We start from the raw sequence: 26130 nt of genomic DNA on the forward strand, positions 1-26130 counted from the left end.
TGGTATGTATTTACAAACAATTACCAATTTCAGTATTATCTTATTTATCATATCATTTTCTTTTGAAAAGGAGAATTCCATATTCATGAATTTAATCTGACAATGCATACATTTACTCTTTATCTGAGGAAGTCTTTCTAATTAACCATTGGGACTTCGCCAATTTTGCGATCTATATAATTTATTTTTCAGTGGACAAAAAAGTGTACGTTGAACTATTGACTCCTCATTAACGAAAGATAAATGAATAGCGCGTTCGTTGAGTATTGAAAATACTTTAATTAGAAGTAATGTATTTTATTAGGTAAACATAAGAGAGGTGAGGTAATGAAAAGATATTATTTCATGGGTTTTGTATTGGTAGTATTTGGTTTATATCTGTCAGCTTGCAATTTTTTAGAAAATAAACCCGCTCAGGAGTGGTTCGAATACAAAGGAAAAAAATATCATTATACAGAACTAAGCGTGTCTTCGAAACATTTAGGGAGGCAATTAGGAACGATAAAAATAGATGGGGTAATGAATAAATTAATGGAGGTTAAAGGGTTAAATTCGAATGAATGGATTGCGATTCAGATGGAGAGTCAATCGACTGTTTCAATTTTCGTGTATATTCCCACTTCCCATAAATCGATTCAGAATGAGATCGAGAAGAAAATTAAGCCTGATCAATTCATTATCAAAAAAGAAAACTTTTCGAATCCGATTGCCCCTATTGAGACGATAACAGACCCACAGTTGATTTATATGTTACTTCAATCCAAAAAACAAAAAATCTTAAATATAAATCTAGAGGAACAATCTAATTCAACATACAATTTGTATTTCACTTCGAAAAAACTTCCACCATATGCGTATCGAGAGTTAACCTATATTCAAAGTGGAAACCAAGGATTTGTACAAACTGATTATCAAAGATATTTTAAGTTACCATCTCCTTTAATCTACAGTAATAATATGAAATGAAATGTGTCGAGTGAAGAATTTTGGTTGACTTGGAAATTTCATTTAAATTTATATATCCAATCTATTTTTATTTATAATCGAAAAAGTATAATTAATATTGTATTTGGGTCACAGCGAGAATTACTTCTTTTGAGCTTAATCGTACAGAATCCTTTTATATGAACGAGAGCAGAGCTATCTGATGGAAATATATAGGTTTGATGTCATTTTAGACACATTTGATATAAAAGTAACCAACTCTCTGTATACAAAGGAATCGGTTACTTTGTTTTAGAATTCTCTTCAAGAATTCAAGTTTATTGTGAGCATTAGCGGCATAACACTTTTGTCAATACACGTTCGAGTTCTTGCGGTGGTTGTTCGCTGACATTAGGTATTCGCCAAGCAACAAAGCCATCTGGTCGTACTAGCGTAGCACCAGTAGGAGAAATTCCATAAGTACTAATAAAGGATTTATCAACATCTATAAGATCATTATCTATACAGTATGCGTCTAGAGAAATATTCAGTTGTTTTGCCACATAAGAAGCAGCTTCGCACCAAGGTGTACCCTCTACTCCGGCTAGCAAAACAAAGTTACGACCAAAAAGATCGAGTATAGAAATCCGTTGGCCATTGCTTTCCAATGAAATATGAGGAGCGCGTGTACCAGGACGACCAGTTGGAATTCTTGGATCTTCGTAGAGAGAGTCATCCTCTGAATACACTGCCTTTGAGTGATAGATATAGCCAAAGATTGGTATTTCATATCCCATCTCTTTCGCTGTACTTGGAGAGGAGTGTTCGGGGTTTAAACGTTCACAATAAATCGAGTAGGCTTTTTCTACAGCCAGTTTAGAGGCTGGACGACGTTCCAGTTCATAGGATGATAATAGATCAGATCCAGCCTGTTCCTTAATGACCGTGGCTAGTTTCCAAGATAGATTATGTGCATCAGCAATCCCCGTATTTGCACCATAGGCGCCTGTCGGAGGGACAACATGTGCAGAGTCACCTGCTAGGAAAATTCTTCCTTGTTGAAAATGGTCTGCTAACCAGTCGGCCATTTCCCAGCTAACAACATTCTGAATTTTGACTTCCAAGTCAGGTACACCTACCGCAGAACGAATCAACTCAACACCTCGCTCACCTAAAAAGTCCTGCTCGCTCTCTTTCTTAAGATCATAAGGGGCAGAAAGGAAATAGCCGTTTTCATTCCCTCCAAACATACCTTGTACATTTGCGATAAAACACACGAGAAAACGTCGATCACGTAACACCGTTTGTAAATCGGCATGGAACCTTATATTTATCTGATGAGTTAGCGTTCCAGGTCCTTGGACTCCAATGCCTAATTTTTTTCGGATCGGACTTTTATTTCCATCAGCAGCCACTAAGTAGCGTGCTCGGACACGGTGTTCCTGCCCACTTGAGAGATCACGAATGACAGCACTTACTCCGTCGTCATCTTGCTCAACAGAGACGCATTCCGTTGCGAAACGTAAATCTGCACCTAGTTTGCTAGCTTGCTCTTTCAAAACAGGTTCTAGAATATTTTGTGGGATAATACAGCCTGATATAGGACTGGAAGCCATGGAGTAATTACTACTATTCTCTAGATATGTGCCAAGCTCCTTGCCAACGAGCGTATCCACACGTACCATCTTCGTATTTTTAAAGGCGTCTGGTGCAGCTTCCCGAATGGCTGATTCTACTCCAACAGTACGAAAGATCTCTAATGTGCGTGGATTAAAGCCACCAGCACGAGAAAAGGGCGAGATATTGGCATGACGTTCTACCAATAAACACGGAATACCATGCCAAGAGAGAAAGAGTGCGGTTGACAATCCAACTAAGCTACCACCTACAATCAAAACTGGAGTATTCTCGTCATAATTAGAAACATTATACATAACATCCTCAACCTTTCTGTCTTTCCTGATGTTAACAATAGGCCGTGATATTGAAGGATAGTACTTTGAATACCTATCCTGGATCTCTTTTCATACACAATGAAACAGTGAATCTGCTTGCTCGTTAATCATTTAACTCGAGCCAGCGCTCAAGTTGTTGCATAGCTTGTTTTGTTCTTTTGGATGATAATCCAATGTTGGTACTATTTATAAGCGCGATGATGGCAGAGGCAACAGCTTCAACATCTAGAGACTCTGACCAGTTGCCTTGTTTGATTCCTTCTCGAAGAATGTTCACTAGAAATTCATGCCATGCTTCGGCCTGTTTCTGAACCGTAATACGAATGATTGGATCACGTTGTGCACGCAACTTCGCTTCATTTAACGCGATGAAAAGGGCAGGTTCCTCCTGCATTAATTGCTGTATTAAGTGTAGATGGGAACGTAATTGCTCTACTGGAGTTTCTCCTATTGGCACGGTTTGAGCAAAACGTTGTGTCACATAGAGAACCACTGCTTGTACTAGAGCCTCTTTGGTCGGAAAATAATGATGAAGTGTAGCATGATTTAAGCCAACTCGATCTGCAACTTCTCGTAGACGTAACCCCTCAAAACCCTTTTCAGCAATTGTATGATAAGCAGCTAGAATCAAAGTTTGAGACCGGTCTTCATTCTTACTGGTCATGTATCCATCAATCCCCCTGTTCTTTCACTTTCTTTGTACATTAGTTAGATCTTCTATTGTCTCAACCAACCACTTGGTTAAATATTATCATGCAATTGACTAATCGTCAACCAAGTGGTTGGTTATATATAAATTGGTTTGTAAAGGTAGACTTTTAGGGCCCAAAGGAGATCATACAGACGATAGGGAAAGTAAAAAACAATCCTCTAATTTGAAAGCAATAAGACGAATCGAGAAAAGATGGAGCCAATTATTATTTTAGATTTGTTAACGGATACCGAGTATTGGTTAAACTGGACTCGTTTTTGGTCCGATCTCAGGACATGATAAAAGATAGACCATCTATTTAACTTAAATCTTCTAATCTTCTATTATGAAGAGGATAGGGACGAGTATATGAATAACTGGTTCAAGGTGAATTATGGAAATGTTGAACATGATATCCCTCCCCGAAATATATTTGAATCCTTAAACAAAATAAACCGACTACCTTTGCTTAACGTGTAGGTAGTCGGTCTAATTGTCAAATTGAATGTGGGCATCACTATCCTTTGGGTTTAACAAACAAGGCTGCAAAAAAAGAAAAAAAGATAGCAGCAGTGATTCCAGCACTCGTTAATTTAAATACACCTGTCATTAAACCTACCCAACCGGATTCTTTGAGTTCCTGCATAGCTCCATGAACAAGTGAATTACCAAAACTAGTAATGGGAATGGTTGCACCAGCACCTGCAAACTTGATTAAAGGTTCATAAAGTCCCAGACCATCCGTTATCGCTCCAAGTACTACTAAGGTAGCCATTGTATGAGCAGGCGTAAGTTTAAATCCATCCATCATAATCTGACCGATCACACAGATCAAACCACCAATAATAAATGCCCAAATATATTGGGTCATGAGGATTCCCCCATTTCTATAGAAACTGCATGGGCAATGCATGGAATGGTTTCTCCTTGTTGATAGGAGAGAGGAGAGAGAAGTGCTCCTGTCGCAACAACTAACATTCGTTTCCATTTGCCTTCACGCATCTGATTTAATAAATGACCATATGTGACTACTGCCGAACATGCACATCCGCTGCCGCCAGATTGCACCATTTGTTCCTCATAGTTATAAATCATCATGCCACAATCTTTAAATTGTGTACGATCAATTGGTACATTATGTTTTTGTAGGAGTTCATTTGCAATTTCAAAGCCTACTTTCGCCAAGTCTCCAGTTACAATCAAATCGTAATAATCAGGTGCTCTTTGTAAATCACGGAAATGTGCTTGTATGGTATCAACGGCAGCAGGTGCCATTGCTGCTCCCATATTGAAGGGATCACTGATACCCATATCGATAACTCTTCCAATCGTCGCTGAGGTGATTCTGGGACCATCTTTTGCACGGTCAACTACAACAGTTCCAGCACCTGTTACCGTATATTGCGCAGTTGGGGGTTTTTGGGAACCATATTCCGTAGGGTAACGAAATTGTTTTTCTGCTGATGAGTTGTGGCTACAAGTCCCGGCAAGAACTTGATCTGCTGCTCCAGTGTCAACAAGTAGTGATGCGATAGCTAAACTTTCCATTGAGCTGGAACATGCACCGAAAATACCAAGGAATGGTATACCGAGTGTACGCGCTGCAAAGCTGGTACTCGTAATTTGATTCATTAGATCTCCACCAATAAAGAAATGAATTTGGTCTTTGGAGTAACCAGCCTTTTGAATTGCTAAATCCCCAGCTTCTTCTAACATTTTTCGTTCAGCTTTTTCCCAGCTATCTTTATCGACCATGGAATGATCATGAATTCGGTCAAAGTCATTTGCCAAAGGTCCTCTACCTTCAAACGGACCAACAACGGTTGCTGTTGCATGAATTGTTGGTTTTTGATTGAATAACCAGCTTTGATGTCCTTTTAGCATAATTGATTCATCCTCCAGAGAGATTTGGATTGAAGAGGAGGTGGAGGGCGGCGACAATAATTGCTGCAACTGTGCCAAAAACGATAACAGAACCAGCCAGTTTAAACATTTGTCCACCAACGCCTAAGACAAATCCTTCGCTTCTATGTTCAATTGCCGCTGAAGCCATTGAATTAGCAAAACCTGTAACAGGAACTGCTGAACCAGCACCAGCCCATTGTCCTAATTTGTCATAAATACCTATACTTGTAAGAATCACGGAGAGCAAAATCATTGTCGCTACAGTTGCAGTAGCAGCATTATTTATTGGAATTTTTAGCGATTTCGTATAGATGTCTTGAATTGCCTGTCCTACGATGCATATCAATCCACCAACAAAGAAAGCTTTTATACAATTGAGCAATAGGGGTCTTGGTGGTTCATGTTTTTTGGCTAATGCTTGATACTCTTGCTGGACAGGGGTCATTTTTTTTAGCTGTTTATTTGCCATCAGCTTCACTCCTAATCAATAAGATAAGGCTTACTATCGTTAATAATCTGTTTGAGTAACTTGGAACTTTGTTGGTACATATTTTTGTAATTTTGATCTTTTGTAGAAAGAGCAAACAATTCCAGATCAGCTTCACATTTTTTCAAGACAGCTAAAACTTGCGCTTTTTCTTGAACCTTCGGTAGCTCAATCTGATCATCGTAGAGATCTATATATAGACTACCTTGAGCATCTACTTGGGCTGCAAAGATATTTGTTAAAGATACACCTTGTTTTTCTAATTCGGCATGTAGCCATCCACGATTCCGTCCAATCATTGTTAACCCCTTATCTCGGATTGTTCCATCTACAATGACCAAATGAGGCTCTTGTTCATTGCTTACTTTTATACCCATTGATTTAGAGGTTAAGGGTTGATTCTCTTTTTTTAAGAGAACATTAATAGCACCATTTGGCTCCATGACTGCAAATTCAACATCTGCTAATTTGAAAATCTGCTGTTTTCTTAATTCTGCTAGAAACTCATCTACTGTTAAGCGCTCTTTGCGAAAGTTATCATCTAATAACTTTCCGTTTTGAACAAGAATTCGCTGTTGACCATCTAACCAATCGCGAATTCGTTTCCCCCTCATTTGAAGAAATTCAATTCCTAGCACAATTGCTACCCATACAGCTAGCGAGATCATCCCTAGATACCATTTGTCTCCAGTTTCCAATGGAATATAGGAAGCAAGACTGCCAATTGTGATCCCTGTAATATATTCATAAAGTGAGAGCTGGGAAATCTGTCGTTTGCCCAACAGTTTCATCATCGCAAAAAGTAGAATGACAGCTGCTAAAGTACGAAATATAACATTGATCCATTCAGGCATACAACGAATCCTCGCTTTATCAAGATAAATACACTTGTAATATGACTCAATTCATCTTTGTGTATTCATTAAATGAATATTTTATGTTGAACCGTACAGATTAATAAACGAAATGAAAAGAGGAAGGAGGAAGTAATAAATGACTGTTTCTTCAGATGTTAAAACTTGTGTTGCTTCGTTAAAAAGCGCCCAAGCTAGCTTGGAACAATTTGCACTTAGTACTCAAAACAAACAAGCAAAACAAACTTATACACAGGCAGCTCAATCAACCGAACAAATCGTTTCGCAACTGGAACATAGAGTAAAACAACTAGAGAACGAAGAGCCACAATATAAAGGGTTTTAATTGAGGAAGGCTCCTAAGAGGAGTCTTCCTTTTTATTATAAACAAGTTTGCACCATAAACTAATATAAAAGCACTATACAAACATTTAGTTTCAGATAAAAAAAGATCGGTTAGTTGGAAGCCTAAACTCTTTAACAATCATATTGCCAGTTGGGGTAGAACCAGCAACTCTCGCCTAAGAGTAATGAAACCATATAATGAAAAATAGACAAATCCAAAAAGGATATAGGTTCATTATTTTATATCAGGAATGACGTTATCGGGGTACGGCAAGAAATACTTCTTTTTTGAGTTGAAAGACATTGTAGAAAATTAAACAGTTTGCAACTAAGTGATTATACTTAATCATTTTTCTCTGTCTCTGACGATTGTTCTCTGCGATGATCCCTTCTCCACCAAAGAATAACCATTTGATAAATCCATTAAAGGATTCACTTTTATTGGTAGCCGCTTGAATGGTGCTTCGCAATTCTTCATCCGATAAATAATTTTAAAAAAACAAGGCGCGAATTGCACAGCCTAATTCGCGAAATGCTTGATAGCCAGGACGTTCAAAATCTTTTCCACTTTGTTTGTCTACAAAAATCATGCGCTCCTCAATTCCTAGATCTAACATCTTTTTCATTTGGCGTTCTTGATTTTGATCTTTCGAAGAAACACGTACATACCCCAGTTTCATTTCTTTATCCTCCTGTGATTTGATTCAAATTATAGTGAGAATGTTTGTAAAGGTCAATCATGATTGGAGGATGTTTTTTTATAAAATTTCCTATCTTTATAAACGCTAGCTTCCGTTCGTCAGTGATGTATCCTAAAAGTATATCTTTACAAACATTTTACAGATACTTTTTTCTCTAGCACCTAAAAAGGGGTTGTCTGGTATATTTATTGTACATAAATTTTTTTATAAACTTTCTTTCCGCTAGGTGTATAAAATTACCTATTTTTCTTAAATCTTAACGGAGGAGAACCAATGAATATTCAAATTTTGATTATTGAAGATGATGTTGAAATAAACCAGTTGGTGGCTAAATACTTGAGTAAAGAGGGGTTCCATACACATTCTGTCTACAACGGAGAAGAAGCACTATCACATCTTTCCAATCATGAATATCAACTCATTATTTTAGACTTGATGTTGCCTAAAGTTGACGGACAGGAGATCTTACGCAAAATCCGTGAAAAGAAAACAACTCCAGTGATTATTTTGTCTGCTAGAGATCGAGAAATGGATAAAATACTAGGATTAGGACTTGGAGCGGATGACTATATGACCAAGCCATTTACGATCGGAGAACTAATCGCTAGGGTAAAGGCCCAACTTCGTCGGTATATGGATTTTAACTCAGACTCTACGAAAGCGGAACCAAAAATATTTAAACACGGAAGTTTAGAACTTCATACCAGTACATATGAGGTTAAGGTGAGTGGACATAAAAAACTTTTAACTTCTAAGGAGTTTGCCATCTTAAAGCTGTTTCTAACAAATCCCACTCGTGTGTTTAGTAAATCCCAAGTTTTTCAGACCGTCTGGAAGGAGGATAGTCTAGCGGTTGACAATACCGTTATGGTTCATATCAATCGACTTAGAACTAAGATAGAGCCAGACCCCTCCAATCCAGTTTATATTCAAACAGTTTGGGGTTTTGGTTATAAACTGGGTGAGGGGTGTTAGTATGCTGAGCATAGCTCTTGTACTTTTATGCCTTATCCTAGTTCTCTTGTTTCGGCATTTCCAGCTAATTCGTGAAATAAAAAAGATCATCAAGATCACACGGGGAATTCAAACTGGTAATCTTAATTTGCGTTATCGATTACAGATCTCGCAAAGAGACATAGAAAATTTAGGAGGAGAGTTAAATCGACTAGTAGACTACTTCCAAAACGGTTTTGAACGGATCACTTTTCTGGAGGAAGAGCGTAAACGGATGATTGCTAATATCTCACATGATTTACGTACTCCGTTGACTTCATTATTAGGATATACGGAAGCACTGAAATTTGATACTTCCTTAACAACAGAAGAGAGAGAAGATTTTCTTCGCATAACGTCCGAAAAAGGAAATGCCTTGCTGGTACTCTTACAAGACTTTTTTGAACTTGCAAAACTGGAAGCAGATGATTTTGAACTAAAGCTACAAAAAATCAACTTAGTAGAGATCGTGCCTGAGATTCTACTAAGTTTTTATCCTGACTTTGTAAAAGCTGAGATTACACCTATAATCAAACTTCCAGAAACTCCTCTTTATGCCCAAGTTGATGAGGTCTGCTTGCGGCGTGTCTTAAACAATCTTCTATCCAACGCCTTATGTTATGGCATTGACGGCAAGGAGATAGGTATTGCTCTAAGAGAGGAAGAAAGCCTTGTCTGGGTAGACGTTTGGGATCGAGGCAAAGGCATCCCAGCTCAAGATATACCTCATATTTTCGATCGATTATATACGGGAGAAGCTTCGAGGAATTCTTCCCTTCAGGGTACTGGTCTAGGATTGACCATTACGAAGAATTTGGTTGAAAAACAGGGTGGTCGAATTATAGTAACCAGTGCACCGAATGAGATGACTGTTTTTTCGTTTTGCTTAACCAAGGGATGAACACAAGTACTTTCTTAAATTTAAGGACTTTGTAAGGAATTTTTATTTGAGTTGTTAGGTCTCTTCTATATAGTAAGTTTCGAAAGGAGTGCTAACTGTGGACTATATTTTACGAACATATCATCTAACAAAACACTACAAAGATAAAGTAGTGGTCGATGATCTTAACATGAATATTAAAGCTGGCGATATTTATGGTTTTTTAGGGCAAAACGGTGCTGGCAAGACGACCACTCTACGAATGCTTTTGGGTCTGATTCGACCATCGGCAGGGGAGATCGAATTATTCGGCGCAGGATTGAACGGCAATAAAAGTAAGGCTTTGGAGCGTATCGGCGCTATTATCGAATATCCGGGGTTTTATCTCAACCTGAGTGCAGTTGATAACTTAGAGATTCATCGTCGTCTGATGGGTATGGGCAATAAAGAATGTATTGACGAGGTTTTGACCACCGTCGGTCTACTCGATGTGAAACATCAACAGGTGAAGAATTATTCGCTAGGAATGAAACAGAGACTCGGAATCGCACGGGCTTTGCTTCACCATCCGGAACTCCTGATCTTAGACGAGCCTACCAATGGTTTAGATCCAGGCGCGATACGGGAAGTTCGAGAACTCTTTTTAAAATTAGCGAAACAACGTGGTATCACTTTTATTATCTCCAGTCATTTGTTAAACGAGATCGAGCAAGTCGCGAATCGTATTGGGATTATTCATAAAGGAAATTTGCTTGAAGAAATAGATGATAAAACGCTACAGCAAAAGACGAGGCGCTTTCTGGAGATTAAGGTCGATGATGATCAACGTGCAGCCTATGTTTTAGAACAAGAACTACAGGTGACTGACTATCAGATAGCTGGAACTGGGGTTTTGCGGATATATGAATATTTGGACCGAACGGATCTGGTGAATACGACACTAACCCAGCATAATATTGGTGTAAAAGAAATCGTGTTATCTAGAGGGAATTTAGAAGATTATTTTCTTAACTTAACTGGAGGTGACAAATTTGCTTAATGTTGTTTATGCCGAAATCATAAAACTTAAGAATACAAAAATATATTGGTTGATCCTGATTGCATTGATACCTGTATGTCTATGGAGTATTTTGGCGGTTTTACCGAAAGTAGGTCCCAATGGTACCCTTGTTCCTTTTGATCTCCAAGAATTATTTTATCGACAAGGGATGATTGTAACAATACTAGGACCGTTATTGTTTTCTCTGATAACAGGATATATTGTAGCTCGAGAGTATCAAGAACGTACCATCAATCAAGTATTTTCTTATCCAGTCTCACGTGTTAGCTTTCTGTTTATAAAATTATTGGTCGTATTATTACTTATTTCGATTACTGCAGTACTTTCTTTTGTGATCGTGGTTAGCTCTATGCTACTTGTAATACATCAATTAGACATGACTATGTTATGGCTAGGGTTGAAGATGAATTTATTGATTTGTGTTCTCTCATTTGGCACCATTCCTGTGGCTGCAGCAATAAGCATGGTCTGGAAGAGTGTCATACCTACTGCAGTGTTAGGAGGGTGTGTCTCTCTTATTGCGGTAATATGCGAATTAGGTCATAGTATGAACGTTATCTTATTTCCTTGGCTTACACCTTATTGGCCAGTTCGTAATCTAGCTCAAGGTTTAGCTGAAATGGGTCCCAATCCTTATGTGATTCCTGCGTTGGTCATTTTGATAATAACTTTTGTCGTCTCACTCAGTTTCTGCATTTTCTATTACAAGCGTGCTGATGTGCACAGTGGAACATAATTGAAATGGAATTTACTTAGTTGTTGGAGATGCTTCCGTGCAAGGATTAGGTTTGAAAATTGGAGGAGATACAATGCGTATTTTCGAAATGATATTAATATTCGCACATTTGAGTACATTCATTTTGGCTTATTGGACAGATGCAAAAAAAGTTTGGCTAGGGGCTGTTGGTGTCAATCTAACAGTATTCATACTGCATGGGATATTCGAAGGTTTCCGGTACCAAATGTTTTTCTCCTATCTGTTTGTGATTTTGTTTACCGTCTATGCTTTAGCGAAAATAAATAATGAATTATTCGCCCGTAAAATCCCAAAAGTTATCAAAGTGATCACTGTCAGTTTATCTTTGATTGCACTTGTCTTTACATCATTGTTAGCATATGCTCTTCCCGTCTTTACGCTTCCAAAGCCAACGGGTAGTTATGATATAGGAGTAAAGTATTTTCATCTGATTGACGAAAAAAGGAAAGACCCTTTCTTGGATAAATCATCGAAAAAAAGAAGAGAAGTGATGGCGAAAGTCTATTATCCAGCCAAAAAAGATGAGTCGAAAGTCTTTTTTTCTTACTTTCACCATTCATCTGAGTTAATCCGATTACTTACCAAGCATTACGGTATGCCCAGTTTTATGTTAGACCATCTGAACTTAGTCAAAACGCACGCAAAAGAAAACTTGCAAATTTCGAATAAGAAACAAAACTATCCAGTAGTGCTGTTTTCTCATGGAGCTGGCGATTCGATGGAAGTCCAAACCACTATTAGTGAGAACCTGGCTAGCCATGGATTTATCGTTGTCGCGATCGATCATACCTTTACATCTGCAGCAACGGTGTTTCCTGATCGAGTCGTTTCTGCCAAGGAGGCAAACCCAAACAATTTCAACACAGGAGATTTAGATGCAGTCATTAACCAAATCATGGCCGATGATGCTAAATTTGTCATTACCAAGTTAGGAGAACTAAACCAAGGTAAGATGGATTCTGCTTTTAAAGGGAAGTTGAATTTAGATAAAATCGGTGCGATGGGTCATTCAGTGGGAGGTGCAGTTGCTTATAATTTGGCTAACAACGATAGTCGTGTGAAGGCAACGATTAATCTGGATGGACGAGTCTATATTTCTCCGAAAAAAGATGCAAAAAATATGTCTCCTTTTTTGATGTTGGCCAGCGATTCAGGTTTTGTTCAATCGTTACAGAAGCGAGAGGGCCTGCTCAAAAAATTTGAAGATATGCCTAAAGAAGAACAAAATATGAATCTCTCCATGTATGGTAACAAAAAGGAATACAAAAAGGCTTATGATGTTGATCAAAAAAATACCTTGGGGTTAGTCCAAGTGTTAAAGAGGTCTGGCAATTTATTTACGATTAAAGGCAGCGATCATATGAAATACAATGATATTGGACTATTCATAGAAAGCCCACTTCGCGAACTTATTGGAATTAAAGGAGAAATAGACCCAGCTCGAAACTTAGATATTTCAGGTGCTGTCATCTCTACATTTTTTAACCAACATTTGCAAGGCGAAACGAATGATTCATTGGAATCCTTGATTAGAAAGTACCCAGAACTAAAAAAAGTTGACTTGAAATAAAAAAGGGAGTGAATTAATATGGAAGAAGGATTGCGAGATAGGAAAACGGAAGAGTTTCAGATAGATAAGGGAGGCGTGAGCCTCTTTTTTGCGTAACAAAAGCAAATTACAGCCGTTAAACTATATCATTTAATCATATTTTCCGTTAAATCTTTTAACAAGCAATTACATTGTCTGATAAAATCGAGAATGTTTTGAAGCTCCCTATCATCATAATGCGATAATATTTGATTCAATTCTTTACCAAATATATGGAAGAGAGGTAAAATATCTTTTTCAGCCTTTTTTTGATCTAAGTGAATGATAACACGTCTTTTGTCTTGCGGATCTTTTACTCGACTGATGTATCCCACTTTCTCTAACCTATCTAATACTCCCGTGATAGCACCCGTTGTTAGTCCAGTTAAATCAGAAAGATGACCAGCAGTAATAGGTTGGTTCTTCAATATTACATCTAAACATTTGTGATCCGTAGGATTTAATCCTAACTTCGTACCAATCGACTGGTGAAACATAATCGTTGCTGTACTGTTATTTCGTAATTCTTCCGATAGATTGTTGATTATTTGGTTCCTTGACATTTGTATATCCCTCCATTTATTATTATCTTATCTTGTGAGATAAGATAATTTTAGTCAAATATCATTTTATCAATAATTAGTTGACATTTAAAGAACTAAAAAGGGAGATGAGCAAAATGTCATCGATTTCTGTAGCAATTTGCGGTGCTGGATTAAGTGGCTTGTGCTTGGCTCATTCATTACTTCGTGCTGGATTCAATGTACAAGTTTATGAACGTGATCTGGCACCACATATTCGTCGCCAGGGATATCGAATCACTATTGACGAATATGGTATCGCTGCGCTCCAGCGATCTCTGCCGCCTCATTTATTTAAGTTGTTTCTTGCCACAACTTCACCTATTGAAGAGGCTAGTTACTTTCGAGTAACTAATAAGGATCTTGGTGAGATATTTAGACTTACTTTTAAAGGCGATCCTAGCGGCATCAATTTACGTACACCACGGCAAATAGATCGCCAAACATTACGAACCATTATGTTGGAAGGGCTGCAAGATAGGGTTCATTTTGGTAAAGAAGCGTTACGTGCTGAGACGGAATCTGATGGAGCAACGCTTCATTTCTCAGATGGAAGTTATATCCATGCTTCACTTGTAGTAGGTGCTGATGGTGTAAACTCAGTCCTTCGTAAGCAATTTTTGCCAGATTATGAACCGGACGATATCGACAATTGGGGTATTTATGGTCGCACGCTACTTGTTCAAGACGAGGGTTTACTAGTTCCTCGTGCATTAAAAGCCAGTGGAGTATTTGCAATGGGTCCCTCGAATCGTGGATTCTTCTTTACTACAATGCGCTTCCAGGAGGCACCGCAAACAGCTTTTGCCCGTTTCGAAGTAAATCAAATACCTCCAATCACTGATGACTATGTGATGTGGGGGCTTGTCCTACCTAAGGAACAATTTCCAGAGTATCAAGAAAAACTTAGTTCCGAAATGTTGCAACGTGTTGCACAAGAGAATATTCAAAACTTTCACCCAATACTACAACGTCTTGTGAAGCGAGCTGACGTTGATTACACGATGGCAGTAAAATTTAGAGCAGCAAGAAAGCCAACTACATGGTCAGTCTCCCGAATAACATTTATGGGAGATGCAGTACACGTTATGCCTCCTACCGGATCCCATGGAGGTAACACAGCTTTACGTGATGCAGCTCTTCTCGCTGAAAAGCTTGAAGCAGCGATGATTCAAAGCGAATCTCTTGAGAAGGCGATCGGCTCCTATCAAGAGGAGATGAGCAAGTATGCATTTCGTGAGGTTGAAGCATCAAAGACGATGATGAAGCGATTCACCGTTAAAAATCCCCTAATGCGTTGGGCAATGTTGCGTGCTGTACCATGGATTCGTTCAATTACAAACAAACCACTAACCACTGAATGACTTATAAAACAACGATAAACAAAGGGTTGAAAAATCACCGTACATCGCTATCCAAGTTTAAAAAGCACTATTCTTTCAGTAAACACATAAAAGAATAGTGCTTTTTTTATGAGCCTACCACTCATCTTTCCATTATAATGCTGTGTTATATGACGACGTACCCGACTTCTTAGAGTTACTTTCAAACTGCTTTTCTGTTTCAATTTTTACTTCAGTAATTTATATTTCAATAAAGGCTTTTTATAAACATCTTACTCAAGATTTGATGAAATGAGTGCTCGCTCTAATTCTATGAAACATAATTTATCCGAAGAAGATTATTCTTTGCTCATTCGAACAATATTTGATCTCGGCAGCAACTCCGTCACTACCCTGTATATGGGTAAAAAACGAATCGAATGGAGAGACTATTAAAGGGAGATGGATGAATGATCACGAGGATGATTCATGAAGCCATTCTTGATATGAATCGGGTGCATCTTGAACCCGAAACTATTTTTCTAACAGTTAGCCAATGTAATGAGCTAATGAAAGAAATGAATTCTTCCATATATGAATCAATAATTAATGGTTTACCTTTATCTATCTTTGGAATTCCGATTATGCCCAGTAGTACAGAAGGTAAGCAAATTTATATCAAAGCAGAGAGAAAAGATAAATCAACGGTTCTTAGAGGCTATGAATGGGACAATAACAACACAATCAAACTGATTGAAGAACAAATATATCCATAGATGATATGAACGTCAGACTAATGAGAGGTTTAAACTTCCTTGTTTGAGTATTTCAAACCACGTTCGATAAGCTCTAGAATTGCTCACATCCCTAAGCAAAAGGGTAGATTCACTATGGAAACAATATTGCATTAATTATCAATAAAAAGTAAAATAAATAAGGATACAAGAACATATGTTCAAATTTATCCTATACAAGGCAGAAAAAAGGGGTAGTGTATATGCAAAAAGTTACACCATTTTTAATGTTTCAAAATGGCAAGGCTGAAGAAGCGATGAATTATTATACCTCACTTATTGAGGAATCAGAAATTAAAAATATCGTTCGTTACGGTGCGAATGATGTAGGGGAAGAAGGTACAGTTCTGATTGCTACTTTCTCATTAAAAGGTCAAGAATTTCTATGTATTGACAGCAATGTAAAACATGAATTCTCCTTTACCCCTTCGTTTTCAATCTATATCACCTGTGACAGTGAGGAGGAAATCAATGAGCTTTATGAAAAACTAATTAAAGATGGACAAGCACTTATGCCGTTGGGTGAGTATGGATTTAGTAAAAAATTTGGGTGGCTAAATGATCAATTTGGTGTCTCTTGGCAACTCGATCTTCCACAAGAAAAATAACACTAAAAATTCCATTTTATCTATAAAATAGGGAAACAGACGATTTTCTCTACATAAAGAATGAATCCCTCAGCCATTCAAACCGATGAGAGATTCATTCTTTAATTCGTTCTCAGGAGAATAGAACATGAATAAAATTATGAAATATATGGAATGTATTCGCCATTTGTATCCAGATTTGATTTTGTCAAAAATTGAACCGATATCAACAGGACAAAACAATGATATTTTACTCATAAACTCGAACTTGATATTTCGTTTTCCCAAATATAGGTCAGGCATCAAACAGCTTAAAAACGAAGTCAAAAAGCTGGATATGATTAGAGAACGAGTCTCGTTATCGATTCCTAACCCAGTCTATCGGAATTTGCATCAGAACAAGACAGAATGTGTTTTTATAGGTTATCCCAAAATAGAGGGAGAACCACTGTCAGACCGTATTTTTAATAAAATTGACGATATGAACATTTATCGGAAATTAGCCAAACAACTAACCAATTTTCTCAAAGAACTTCATAGTATTCCAATCGATGAAGAAAACAACCAAGAGATAGTGAAAATTATTTATTCAGAATGGTCGGGTCTATATGAACAAATCCAAGAGAAACTATATCCATATATGAATAAAAAGGGAATCTATCGAACAGAACAACACTTTAAAAAGTTTTTGGGAAATAAGGCTCATTTTGATATTCATCCTGTCTGGATTCATGGTGATTTTGGCACGTCAAACATTTTGTATAACTCGAAGGAGCAAATGATTAGTGGTATTATAGATTTCGATTCTTCTGATCTAGGCGATCCAGCAATTGATTATGCAGCACTTCTAGCTTCCTTTGGAAATGATTTTTTTCATCTCCTGCAAGATGAGGAGCCCGATGTCGCGTTATTTGTTGACCGAGTTCATTTTTATCATGGTACATTTGCACTTCAAGAAGCTCTATTTGGGTTAGAGAATAATGACCATGAAGCATTTCGAAATGGCATGGGGGATTATTGGTAAAAATTCTTGAAATTTACTTGAAACTACCCATAACAGAAGCGAAGGATGAGTATGATCGGATTATTCATAACTTCCCCAAAAAGAAAGACCGATTCATGATGGAGTATAGATAACTTGCAGTTCTTTTTGGATAGATATGCCTTTCGTGCATTCAATTGAAGATCTAGATTTTGATCTAATGGGGGTTGGGGGTCACAAGACTTATTGGAGTAAAGTGTACGTTAAGCAAAAAGATAAGAGAAAATCCCTTGATACCTGTACGTTATGATAAAGGGAGCTCCTTTCTATACTCTTAAAGGTCTTAGATGATCTGAATTAAGTATCTGTTTAAACTCTAAACATAATTGATATGCGCTTTCAAAACATACTTTCTATTGATACCACATATTACTACAGTGACAGAACTTGCTGGTCATGAAGATATTAATGTGACACGAAGATATGCTAAGCCCTCTACCAAAGAACTTGAACAGGCAATTGAAAAGGCGTTTGGACAATGAAAAAACTCAGTTCCTTAGCTGCAATGGGTACACACATTATCATCTTACCTGCATGTGAGTTTAACTAGAAAGGGAACAATAGGATGACGAAAAGAAAGGCTGAACTATGCTTGCTCTTACTTGCCTTGATTTGGGGCAGCACATTTGTCTTAATGGAAGATGCGATCAAATCGGTTCCTCCTTTCGCTTTTTTAACCATTCGATTCGCAATCGCCTCTGTCTGTTTGATTTTCATTGTGATTTTTATCCGCCGAACCCCCATAATGTGTAAGTCAATCTGGTTATTGGGATTCGTATTAGGCGGGTTGCTAGCATTAGGTTTTGCCTTGCAGATCCTCAGTCTACTTTCTACAACGTCAGGCAACTCAGCTTTTTTCAACAGTGCAGTAGTTGTCATTGTGCCTGTTTTTTCATTTTTGTTATTATCAACACCACTTACCACTCGCTTGATTTTCAGTCTAGCTATTGTGATGTTTGGACTCTACCTGCTCTCTGGATCCCAACTCGGTAGCATGAATCATGGTGATTTCCTTGCTTTTTTAGGTGCATTTCCTTTCGCAGTACATATTGTCTGTATCAAAAAATGGGGTACTACTTTACCTGTGTTTTCTTTAGTCGCTATACAGATGATTTTTGCTACCTTTTTCTGTGGATTAGCAACTCTACTCTGGGAACCCTGGCAAAAAGTCCTCGCACCAAACGTAATTTCTCAACCTTCCGTCTGGATAGCAATTACTATCTGCTCGCTGTTAGCGACCATTGGTGCCTATTTGATGCTAGCTTACTTACAACGATATACAACTCCTAACCGCGCGGCTCTCATTTTAACAACTGAACCGGTTTTTGCAGCAGGAATCGATTACATGTGGAATCAGGTAACGATCACTGATTGGAGATTACTTGGCTGCTTTTTAATCATTGTCGGAATCATTTGGGGGCAACAGGAAAAGAAGATGGGAAATCTTAACTCCGCAAGCTCTGCATGAATAGATAACTTATAATGTTAGAAACCTATCTTAAAAACCTTATCTAAAAAAAGAACTATCAAACCAAACCTTGATAAATCACCACTTTTTGTAAGATTGGCTTCTGACACTAGTAAAAACACCGACTCCTTAACGTACAAGTTGTCGGTATTTTTTAATGGTCATTGATTTCCTTAGCGTACAATTTTCTTTTTTCGATCACGGTGACCCTTTCTACTGGCGCTCTATTATTTTGAAAATTCGATACCCTGCTTTTCTAAGCGTTGGGCAAAACACTCAAAGTGTACTCAATAATCCAGTCCCTAATCAAGTCACTTAAGAATGTTAGGGTAAAAATGTTAATTCAATATCAGTTCAAAAGTGACGCAAAAAAGTCTTCTATGTCACTTTTGAGTATAATCAGGGGAAAGGTTCAAATCAGCATCCGGTAATTTTTTAGCATCACGAGTCAATATTACTGGACAATATATCTTCATGACACTTGCACTTTCATTGATTTGGTTATATCTATATTCGTGAAATTTAGACTGAGTCTTAACCTTCGCTTAACCGAACTTGTCTTATCATGGGGCTAACGGAATGAGAGGAGAGATGATATTGAAAATATTAGTAGTTGAGGATGATTTGTCAATACAGCGATCAATCAGCATGGGCTTACGAAAATTCGGCTATGCGGTTGACATGGCTTCAGATGGCGAGGAAGCGTTACAAATGGTCGAAATCTATGAATATGATGCGGTCGTACTGGACTGGCATCTGCCTAAAATTGATGGAATTGAGGTCTTACGAGAGATTCGGAATGATAAACCTGACATCAAGGTTCTGATTTTATCGGCGCGTTTCGAAATTGAGGATAAAATTTTTGGTCTAGACACTGGAGCGAATGATTATATGGTGAAACCCTTTCACTTTCGGGAATTGGAGGCCAGAATTCGTGCTCTACTCCGTCGGAAATTCATCCAGACAGATACAAGGCTGTCATATGGAGAGATTCTAATTGATACGTCATTAAAGGCTGTTTACATTAAGGAAAATCCATTAGAATTAACGAAAAAAGAATACGGCATTTTAGAGTATTTGATGCTCAACAAAGATAAAGTCATCAGTACAGAAGAGATCATGGAACATTTATGGGATAACAGCTTCGATGGTTTCTCGAACTCCCTCAAAGTTCATATCAATTCGCTTAAAAAGAAGTTAGCCGTTTTTTTAGGAGATCAAGAGGTGATCAAGAACAAAAGAGGATTTGGATACTACCTTGCAGAGGTACCACAAGATGCTAATTAAAACACTTCCACTTCGTCTTCGTCTGACCTTATTAATGGCTATCATACTTTCAATCGGATGTATCTCGCTTATGGTAGCTTCTATTTATGCCGCTCGTGTTATTTATGTTCAACCGCAGCTTGTTCCTAATGCGGATGTTCTTGATGGAAAGAAGGAAGGATCACTGTCTGTGCCACCTGTACCTCCTATACCATCTGTCTCACCTACACCCGTCTTGATTGAGCAGCAAATTGACTTTGCCTCTGCTGGTTTTCTGTGCGCGATATTGATCATCGCAAGTGGAACTGGCATTACCTATATGGTAACAGGAAGAGCGTTGAAACCTGTCACAAACTTAAGCAAAGAGATCGAAGAGATAGACGAAAATAATCTGTATAGGCAAGTTCAAGTCCCGCTGTCCAAGGATGAGGTTGCCAGTCTGTCCGTCTCCTTTAACCGGATGGTTCATAAATTACAAAAATCATTCTTGGCCTATAAACATTTTTCAGCCAATGCCGCCCACGAACTCAAAACGCCTCTTGCTGCGATGCTAGCTAGAATTGAGGTGGTACAACTAAGTGATCCTCCAATACTTGAAGAATATACGGAAGCACTAGAGGATATACGGAGCAATGTGGAACGCCTTAATTCCATCGTTCATGATCTGCTCCAAATGAATACAGATATGAATGGGTTTAGATATAAAACATTCAAAGCCAATGAACTATTTCAGACAATTATAAGAGAGTTTTCCTTAGAGATCCAACGCAAACATATTCATGTTGAGATTCACCTTGAGAATGTATTGCTATATGGTGAGAAAAATCTGTTATACCAGGCTTTCTCCAACATTCTTCACAATTCCATCAAATATAACAAGGAGAATGGAAACATCCAAATCACTGCCGTTCGGCATTCAGTTACAACGTGTATTACCATTGCTGATACAGGTATTGGAATTCCAGAGGATCAAATAGACAAGATCTTCGATCCATTTTACTGTGTGGACAAGTCCCGTTCGAGTGAACTTGGGGGCAACGGACTAGGACTGTCCATAGTGAAGGCGGTCATTGATAAGCATAACGGCTCGATACAAGTTCATAGTGAAGCAGGCATTGCTACCACATTCGTGATTCAACTGCCTAACTCCCATAGCTGAAATTTTAAAGTGGTTTGCCGTCCTTTGTTTTCTTAACTAAGAATTAACCTTTTCTCCTTTATAGTATTGGAATATCCATACTAAGGGAGGACGAAATATGCCAAGAACTATTTCCGTTTTTCTAGTGTTCATCGTACTTATGACAGGAATTGGACTAGGAGGTCATCTTTTTCAGCCACCGAAGCCGCCGTCCAAATCTGATGCTAATTATCCAGCATATGAGCAGATGATGACTAATCTAAAGGCCACAACCGTCTCGCCGCATCCATCCGGCTCAAATGAGCTAGAATCAGTTCGAGCTCATTTACTAGAGCAAATCCGTAAAATGAACTTGAAAGCAACGGTCGATAAAGTAACCGTCACAGTAGAGGACGTTAAGGCAGACCTAATAGAACGCAAAGGAGCACCGGATTTCAAGAATATACCAACCATTAATGGGATTTCTCCAGAGGAGGGTTTCACGAATACTATTCGTGCAAAAGCCCGATTTGACAAGAACGATAAAGTGGTTCTGCAAAATATACTAGTGAAGTTGGACGCTCCTGAAACAGATCGTGGTATCTTGATGTCAGCCCATTATGACACCAAACCGGAAACTCCAGGCGCTGCCGATGACATGATCTCCGTAGTCGCCATGCTGGAAGCCATGCGTCAACAGATGGGAAACCCGAATCTAAAATCAGACCTTTATTTTCTCTTCACAGATGGTGAGGAATTAGGAGCGATGGGAGCGAAATCATTCGTTCAGTCACACCCGGAGATGCAAAAGAAAATCGATCTGGTTGTCAACTTAGAAGCCCGAGGTAATCGTGGATCGCTACTGATGTTTGAGACTTCCAATCGCAATCTGGATGCTGTGCACTACCTTCAGTCTGCAAGCTCACATCCGTTGTCCTTCTCATTTCTGTCTGCATTGTATCACCGGATGCCAAATGGAACGGACTTGACCCGTTTTTTGAAGGCAGGCTACTCAGGCCTAAATTTCGCGGCAGCAGAAGGTGCTGAAAATTATCACAAAGAGACGGATAGCTTTGCAAATTTAGACCGTGGCACGGCATATCATTTTCTATTGACAGCCTTGGAAATAGCAGATCATGCATCACAAGTACCATTTAAAGAAGGAAGAAAACAGGATAGCCTTTTTTTCTCCTTGTCTCCCAGCTATTTGATGATCATGAGCAGTTTTACATCTTATATCCTATCACTAGTAGCTGTTGTGTCGGTCATATGGTGGATAAACCTGCAGATTCGAAAAGGCAACTTTCAACTTCGTACAATCATGGCAGGAACAAGTTATCTGCTAGGAGTGATGGCTGGGGCGGTGTTATTGAGCTGGGGGATTGTATCTGGGGTAACACAAGTGATGCATCTGGGAGAATCAACGAACAATGACATGATCTTCTTCAGTATCATCTTCATTGTGGGTATATGCTCTTTAATCGCTGGAATTATTCGGGCTCGTAAATTGTCATTACAGGAATCGCTCGCTGGTCTCCTACCTCTTCTCTTGCTACTGGTTGTAGGTAGTGCCGTTCTGTTCCAAGAAATAAGTTATTTATTCTCTCTAACCTTGCTGGGCACTTTGATTGTCGTCCTACTGAATAAATACCGTATCGCGAGGTGGATAGCATCAATCGTGATTGGCACGGGGATAGTGTTTCTATATACGCCTGTATGTTGGTTAATCTATGTATTATTTATGTTGCCATTTACTCCAGTGGCAGTCGCGATAAGCGTTATTCCGATCTTGATCGTTTCTGCTCTGTTCGTAACGAAAGAAACATAAGAGGGCCTAAGAATAAAAAAAGTAAGATAGAATGAAAATGAGGAGGTTCCAAAACAAAATCTAAAATAGGAATTTTTAATAAAGGGCGGATTTGTTTGTGAAGCAAATCATAACAACTTCAAAAGGAAATATAGAATACCAATTAGAGGGAAAAGGTAAATCTGTGATTCTTATCTTAAATGGAGGACACTGCTCTAGTTGTGATTCTCCAATTCCATTTAAACAGTTATTGATTAATCAAGGATTTCAACTTTTAATCCCTTCTCGTCCTGGATATGGGCGAACTCCTTCATCAACCGGCAAAATCTCAGAGCAGTTTACAGATGCTATAGTTGAGTTGCTTGATTCTCTCCATATAAAAAAAGTCATTGTTATTGCGATTTCAGCGGGTGGACGAACGGCTTTACAACTAGGGGGAAGGCATCCAAAACGTGTAGAAAAGATCATTCTTCAAGGGGCACTCACACATAATCAATGGCCAGATACAAGAACAAGATTCGGTGCATACATAATATTTAATCCTGTGATCGAGAAAAGTTTTTGGGCGTTTTTTCGTTTGATGCTCCGAAAATATCCACTTGGAACCTTGAAAGTAATGATGAGAGGGCTAACGAATTTACCAGTAAATGAAGTATTAGAAAAAATGAATAAAGAACAAATCAATAAAACCATTGAGTTTCTTGGAAAATTACAATCTGGTTCAGGATTTTTGAATGATATTCAACATCGATCAGGTGATTTGAGTCGTATTCAGGCACCAACACTGATTATTCATAGTCAACATGATGGTGGCAATCCCATTTCGCACGCAAATTATGCAGCAAAACATATTCCAAATGCAGAATTATTCATAACTGAAGCAGAAAGTCATCTGATATGGTTTAGTCATCATAATGATAAAATTGAACAAAAGATAATAGAGTTTTTGCAATAATTATCGGCGATGATACTGCGTGATTGTACTTTTTTAGGGCTCTGTCGACAAAACGCGAGCGAAGCTCGATTTTGCCGTCATTTAATTAACAGCCAAAAGACCATTAATATGGATGAAAACACCCAAGAATTAACTCAGTCGAAGATGATATCAGAAACGGTAAAAAGCACCTCCCGAATCATTTCAATTTCGAGAGGTGCTTTTTACTGTACTTTTCAAGGGTTGGGCAAAAATAACCTTATTATTTATGCTAACTATTCAAACAACCATAATAAAAACATGTTAAAATAAAAGTGCCCAATACTCCATATTCTCTACTATTTTTATTAATGAGGTGACACTTTGCAACAATTTTTTCGAGTATGTACATTGCTTGTCCTGGGATTGATATTGACAAGTTTACCATGGCTACAATCCACTGTAGCACAGGCACCGCCTGATATCGTCTCTGAAAAACCATTGAGTCTTAGCCAAATGCAAAAAGAAAATGCAACCTTTAAAACTAAAGTAGCGGCAGCGCCCATTTACTACAACGGTCCAAGAACAATCAAAAAAGTCGCACTTACCTTTGACGATGGTCCTGACAACACGTATACAAGTCAAATCTTAGATGTCCTCAAGCAATACAAGGTTAAAAGTACTTTCTTTGTTGTTGGCACGATGGCTGCAAACAACAAATACCAAGCGAATCTCAAGCGGATTGTCATCGATGGACATATCATCGCGAATCATTCGTGGAGTCATAAGGATTTAGCCAAGGTTTCTACAACTACACTCAACGCCGAATTAGACAAAACAAACGCAATCGTTTACAAATATACGAAGAAAAAAATGAAAATTTTCCGACCACCTTATGGGTCAGCAAAAGGTATTACAAACCAAGTAGCAAGTAAAGGGTTTATAACAGTAAACTGGGATGTTGATCCAAATGATTGGAAAAAGGGCATTACTGCAGCAGAAATTATCCGAACCGTAAAATCACAGACTAAAAATGGTAGTATCATTCTTATGCATAGTGCAGGCGGATCACGATCCGAAACAGTAAAAGCATTACCACAAATTATTAAATACTTAAAAAGCAAAGGATATACAATTGTAACTGTAGATCAATTACTGAACAAACCCGCATATGCCAACTAGGGGTGCGGAACTCATTTTAAGAAAAGCACAGAAGGATAAGTGAATTCGTGCCATGATGATGAACGGATCTCGTGTAAATCCTAATGTGAAGAAAGATCCGTTTCAGGATTATGATATTGTTTATGTCGTCATGGAGATGGAATCTTTTACATCCAATTATAATTGGGTTGATTATTTTGGAAGGAAAATCAGAAGGAGACTACATTCGTTTCCGTTTGATTTTCTTTTTCTTGATCAATTTGTAAATATCCCTAGACTATGTCCTATTTTTACAGAAATCTGCCGACTGAAAGCCCACAGTTTGAATCGTGAGATGAAAGACGACTTTGCTCGGTTATTCCTTTCAAGAGATTGCTAAGAGCTACCATTTTTTGTATAATCGAACGCATGAGCGGTGCTCATCCTGCTTGTAGCAGGCTTTGTTCCTGTGTACGTTATGGTATGAGGTTCAAGCGGCGAACTAAACTCTCCCGCTTGGTAAAACCATAAGAGTGATTGATGGAGCGAACTAGCGTACTGGTAACAGGTACGCCACCCATGTAGGTACATGCAACAGAAGTTGTAGAACTGCATGGGATGGGCTGATGGGACAGTCCCTAGCTTGGGAGTAGCACGAAGCAAAGGCGTACGCAAACTACCCAAGAATCCCATGCGTTAAGCGTGAGGAGTCTCAAACATATCTCCTTTGTACCTCAAATAGACTATCACTATCAACAATCCATTTACGAATATCTGGATATTATCATTGCTTGAAAAAGAAAGGATCTGAACTAATAAATATTCTGTTAACAAAGATGAGCGTACAGTCACCCATCAACTAGCAGGAATTGCTATTGTAGAACTGCACAGAATGAGTGATTGCACACCCTTTAACTAGAGCGATTTCCAAAACAGAATCGAATCAAGGAGGC

24 protein-coding genes and 2 pseudogenes are annotated in these 26130 nt (G+C 38.3%); 18 read left to right on the plus strand and 8 right to left on the minus strand.

The annotated features are described in order from the left end of the window. Positions 1-327 precede the first annotated feature (327 nt). Positions 328-966 (plus strand): hypothetical protein, encoded by a 639-nt coding sequence (locus tag BUB71_RS00540; RefSeq protein WP_073150294.1) that lies wholly within the window; start codon positions 328-330, stop codon positions 964-966. Between the two features lie 308 nt (positions 967-1274). Here BUB71_RS00540 and BUB71_RS00545 read toward each other — a convergent pair whose 3' ends face one another. The 6 genes from BUB71_RS00545 to BUB71_RS00570 all read right to left on the minus strand — a co-directional run bounded on the left by BUB71_RS00545 (position 1275) and on the right by BUB71_RS00570 (position 6816). Continuing rightward, positions 1275-2858: an FAD-dependent monooxygenase gene (locus tag BUB71_RS00545; protein ID WP_073150298.1), complete on the minus strand. Its 1584-nt coding sequence runs from the start codon at positions 2856-2858 to the stop codon at positions 1275-1277. A gap of 124 nt (positions 2859-2982) precedes the next feature. Beyond that, the gene (locus BUB71_RS00550; RefSeq protein ID WP_073150301.1) at positions 2983-3543 is read right to left on the minus strand and encodes a TetR/AcrR family transcriptional regulator; all 561 of its coding nucleotides are present in this window, start codon (positions 3541-3543) and stop codon (positions 2983-2985) included. 544 nt (positions 3544-4087) lie between these two features. Then, positions 4088-4441, minus strand: a complete 354-nt coding sequence (spoVAE, locus tag BUB71_RS00555; protein ID WP_073150304.1) for a stage V sporulation protein AE — start codon at positions 4439-4441, stop codon at positions 4088-4090. After that, positions 4438-5454 (minus strand): stage V sporulation protein AD, encoded by a 1017-nt coding sequence (gene spoVAD, locus BUB71_RS00560; protein ID WP_073150307.1) that lies wholly within the window; start codon positions 5452-5454, stop codon positions 4438-4440. The genes spoVAE and spoVAD overlap by 4 nt, the downstream gene beginning before the upstream one ends. Positions 5455-5461: 7 nt before the next feature. Beyond that, a complete protein-coding gene (spoVAC, locus tag BUB71_RS00565) occupies positions 5462-5944 on the minus strand; it encodes a stage V sporulation protein AC (RefSeq protein ID WP_073150310.1) in 483 nt (160 codons plus the stop codon). Positions 5945-5955: 11 nt separating this feature from the next. Continuing rightward, on the minus strand, positions 5956-6816 hold the full coding sequence (locus BUB71_RS00570) for a DUF421 domain-containing protein (protein WP_073150313.1): 861 nt from the start codon (positions 6814-6816) through the stop codon (positions 5956-5958). Positions 6817-6955: 139 nt separating this feature from the next. Between BUB71_RS00570 and BUB71_RS00575 the strand changes: the two genes are divergently transcribed. Continuing rightward, positions 6956-7162 (plus strand): DUF1657 domain-containing protein, encoded by a 207-nt coding sequence (locus BUB71_RS00575; protein WP_073150316.1) that lies wholly within the window; start codon positions 6956-6958, stop codon positions 7160-7162. A gap of 283 nt (positions 7163-7445) precedes the next feature. On the opposite strand, the pseudogene BUB71_RS18995 reads toward BUB71_RS00575, so the two are convergent. Then, positions 7446-7841: pseudogene (locus BUB71_RS18995) on the minus strand (Tn3 family transposase); the annotation flags it as partial. Positions 7842-8135: 294 nt separating this feature from the next. On the opposite strand from BUB71_RS18995, the gene BUB71_RS00585 reads away from it, so the two are divergent. The 5 genes from BUB71_RS00585 to BUB71_RS00605 all read left to right on the plus strand — a co-directional run bounded on the left by BUB71_RS00585 (position 8136) and on the right by BUB71_RS00605 (position 13122). Continuing rightward, complete coding sequence (locus tag BUB71_RS00585) at positions 8136-8837, plus strand: response regulator transcription factor (protein ID WP_073150320.1); 702 nt, start codon at positions 8136-8138, stop codon at positions 8835-8837. A 1-nt stretch (position 8838) separates the two neighbouring features. After that, positions 8839-9756, plus strand: coding sequence for a sensor histidine kinase (locus BUB71_RS00590; protein ID WP_073150322.1), 918 nt, complete (start codon positions 8839-8841; stop codon positions 9754-9756). Positions 9757-9853: 97 nt separating this feature from the next. Then, on the plus strand, positions 9854-10774 hold the full coding sequence (locus BUB71_RS00595; RefSeq protein ID WP_073150325.1) for an ABC transporter ATP-binding protein: 921 nt from the start codon (positions 9854-9856) through the stop codon (positions 10772-10774). Beyond that, positions 10767-11531 (plus strand): ABC transporter permease, encoded by a 765-nt coding sequence (locus BUB71_RS00600; RefSeq protein ID WP_073150328.1) that lies wholly within the window; start codon positions 10767-10769, stop codon positions 11529-11531. The genes BUB71_RS00595 and BUB71_RS00600 overlap by 8 nt, the downstream gene beginning before the upstream one ends. Before the next feature lie 73 nt (positions 11532-11604). Then, a complete protein-coding gene (locus tag BUB71_RS00605) occupies positions 11605-13122 on the plus strand; it encodes an alpha/beta hydrolase family protein (RefSeq protein WP_139278938.1) in 1518 nt (505 codons plus the stop codon). A 125-nt stretch (positions 13123-13247) separates the two neighbouring features. Here the strand turns inward: BUB71_RS00605 and BUB71_RS00610 are convergent, their stop codons facing one another. After that, positions 13248-13703, minus strand: coding sequence for a MarR family winged helix-turn-helix transcriptional regulator (locus BUB71_RS00610; RefSeq protein ID WP_073150334.1), 456 nt, complete (start codon positions 13701-13703; stop codon positions 13248-13250). 116 nt (positions 13704-13819) lie between these two features. Here BUB71_RS00610 and BUB71_RS00615 point away from each other — a divergent pair, with 116 nt between their 5' ends. From BUB71_RS00615 to BUB71_RS19925, 11 genes and pseudogenes are all read left to right on the plus strand, one after another. Beyond that, complete coding sequence (locus BUB71_RS00615; protein WP_073150338.1) at positions 13820-15085, plus strand: FAD-dependent oxidoreductase; 1266 nt, start codon at positions 13820-13822, stop codon at positions 15083-15085. Between the two features lie 428 nt (positions 15086-15513). Further along, positions 15514-15819, plus strand: a complete 306-nt coding sequence (locus BUB71_RS00620) for a hypothetical protein (RefSeq protein WP_073150341.1) — start codon at positions 15514-15516, stop codon at positions 15817-15819. Positions 15820-16040: 221 nt separating this feature from the next. Further along, a complete protein-coding gene (locus BUB71_RS00625; RefSeq protein ID WP_073150345.1) occupies positions 16041-16445 on the plus strand; it encodes a VOC family protein in 405 nt (134 codons plus the stop codon). 127 nt (positions 16446-16572) lie between these two features. Next, positions 16573-17448 carry a phosphotransferase family protein gene (locus tag BUB71_RS00630; RefSeq protein WP_073150348.1) on the plus strand — a complete coding sequence of 292 codons (876 nt, stop codon included), beginning with the start codon at positions 16573-16575 and terminating at the stop codon, positions 17446-17448. Between the two features lie 583 nt (positions 17449-18031). Continuing rightward, positions 18032-18934, plus strand: coding sequence for a DMT family transporter (locus BUB71_RS00635; RefSeq protein WP_073150353.1), 903 nt, complete (start codon positions 18032-18034; stop codon positions 18932-18934). A gap of 597 nt (positions 18935-19531) precedes the next feature. Beyond that, complete coding sequence (locus BUB71_RS00640; protein ID WP_073150356.1) at positions 19532-20221, plus strand: response regulator transcription factor; 690 nt, start codon at positions 19532-19534, stop codon at positions 20219-20221. Next, positions 20211-21359, plus strand: a complete 1149-nt coding sequence (locus BUB71_RS00645; protein ID WP_073150359.1) for a sensor histidine kinase — start codon at positions 20211-20213, stop codon at positions 21357-21359. Before BUB71_RS00640 ends, BUB71_RS00645 begins: the two co-directional genes overlap by 11 nt. A 97-nt stretch (positions 21360-21456) precedes the next feature. Further along, positions 21457-23145 carry a M20/M25/M40 family metallo-hydrolase gene (locus tag BUB71_RS00650; protein WP_073150362.1) on the plus strand — a complete coding sequence of 563 codons (1689 nt, stop codon included), beginning with the start codon at positions 21457-21459 and terminating at the stop codon, positions 23143-23145. Between the two features lie 97 nt (positions 23146-23242). Beyond that, on the plus strand, positions 23243-24079 hold the full coding sequence (locus BUB71_RS00655; RefSeq protein ID WP_073150365.1) for an alpha/beta fold hydrolase: 837 nt from the start codon (positions 23243-23245) through the stop codon (positions 24077-24079). A 342-nt stretch (positions 24080-24421) separates the two neighbouring features. After that, a complete protein-coding gene (locus BUB71_RS00660; protein WP_084730874.1) occupies positions 24422-25219 on the plus strand; it encodes a polysaccharide deacetylase family protein in 798 nt (265 codons plus the stop codon). A 43-nt stretch (positions 25220-25262) separates the two neighbouring features. After that, positions 25263-25400 (plus strand): annotated as a pseudogene (locus BUB71_RS19925) (aminoglycoside 6-adenylyltransferase); the annotation flags it as partial. Positions 25401-26130: the final 730 nt, after the last annotated feature.

It is taken from the genome of Seinonella peptonophila (assembly GCF_900129355.1).
Lineage (GTDB): Bacteria > Bacillota > Bacilli > Thermoactinomycetales > Thermoactinomycetaceae > Seinonella > Seinonella peptonophila.

Bases quoted from the DNA above. Each gene is read 5' to 3' on its own strand.
- BUB71_RS00540 (WP_073150294.1), top strand. From the start codon at position 328: ATGAAAAGATATTATTTCATGGGTTTTGTATTGGTAGTATTTGGTTTA.
- BUB71_RS00545 (WP_073150298.1), bottom strand. From the start codon at position 2,858: ATGTATAATGTTTCTAATTATGACGAGAATACTCCAGTTTTGATTGTA.
- BUB71_RS00550 (WP_073150301.1), bottom strand. From the start codon at position 3,543: ATGACCAGTAAGAATGAAGACCGGTCTCAAACTTTGATTCTAGCTGCT.
- spoVAE (WP_073150304.1), bottom strand. From the start codon at position 4,441: ATGACCCAATATATTTGGGCATTTATTATTGGTGGTTTGATCTGTGTG.
- spoVAD (WP_073150307.1), bottom strand. From the start codon at position 5,454: ATGCTAAAAGGACATCAAAGCTGGTTATTCAATCAAAAACCAACAATT.
- spoVAC (WP_073150310.1), bottom strand. From the start codon at position 5,944: ATGGCAAATAAACAGCTAAAAAAAATGACCCCTGTCCAGCAAGAGTAT.
- BUB71_RS00570 (WP_073150313.1), bottom strand. From the start codon at position 6,816: ATGCCTGAATGGATCAATGTTATATTTCGTACTTTAGCAGCTGTCATT.
- BUB71_RS00575 (WP_073150316.1), top strand. From the start codon at position 6,956: ATGACTGTTTCTTCAGATGTTAAAACTTGTGTTGCTTCGTTAAAAAGC.
- BUB71_RS00585 (WP_073150320.1), top strand. From the start codon at position 8,136: ATGAATATTCAAATTTTGATTATTGAAGATGATGTTGAAATAAACCAG.
- BUB71_RS00590 (WP_073150322.1), top strand. From the start codon at position 8,839: ATGCTGAGCATAGCTCTTGTACTTTTATGCCTTATCCTAGTTCTCTTG.
- BUB71_RS00605 (WP_139278938.1), top strand. From the start codon at position 11,605: ATGCGTATTTTCGAAATGATATTAATATTCGCACATTTGAGTACATTC.
- BUB71_RS00610 (WP_073150334.1), bottom strand. From the start codon at position 13,703: ATGTCAAGGAACCAAATAATCAACAATCTATCGGAAGAATTACGAAAT.
- BUB71_RS00615 (WP_073150338.1), top strand. From the start codon at position 13,820: ATGTCATCGATTTCTGTAGCAATTTGCGGTGCTGGATTAAGTGGCTTG.
- BUB71_RS00620 (WP_073150341.1), top strand. From the start codon at position 15,514: ATGATCACGAGGATGATTCATGAAGCCATTCTTGATATGAATCGGGTG.
- BUB71_RS00625 (WP_073150345.1), top strand. From the start codon at position 16,041: ATGCAAAAAGTTACACCATTTTTAATGTTTCAAAATGGCAAGGCTGAA.
- BUB71_RS00630 (WP_073150348.1), top strand. From the start codon at position 16,573: ATGAATAAAATTATGAAATATATGGAATGTATTCGCCATTTGTATCCA.
- BUB71_RS00635 (WP_073150353.1), top strand. From the start codon at position 18,032: ATGACGAAAAGAAAGGCTGAACTATGCTTGCTCTTACTTGCCTTGATT.
- BUB71_RS00645 (WP_073150359.1), top strand. From the start codon at position 20,211: ATGCTAATTAAAACACTTCCACTTCGTCTTCGTCTGACCTTATTAATG.
- BUB71_RS00650 (WP_073150362.1), top strand. From the start codon at position 21,457: ATGCCAAGAACTATTTCCGTTTTTCTAGTGTTCATCGTACTTATGACA.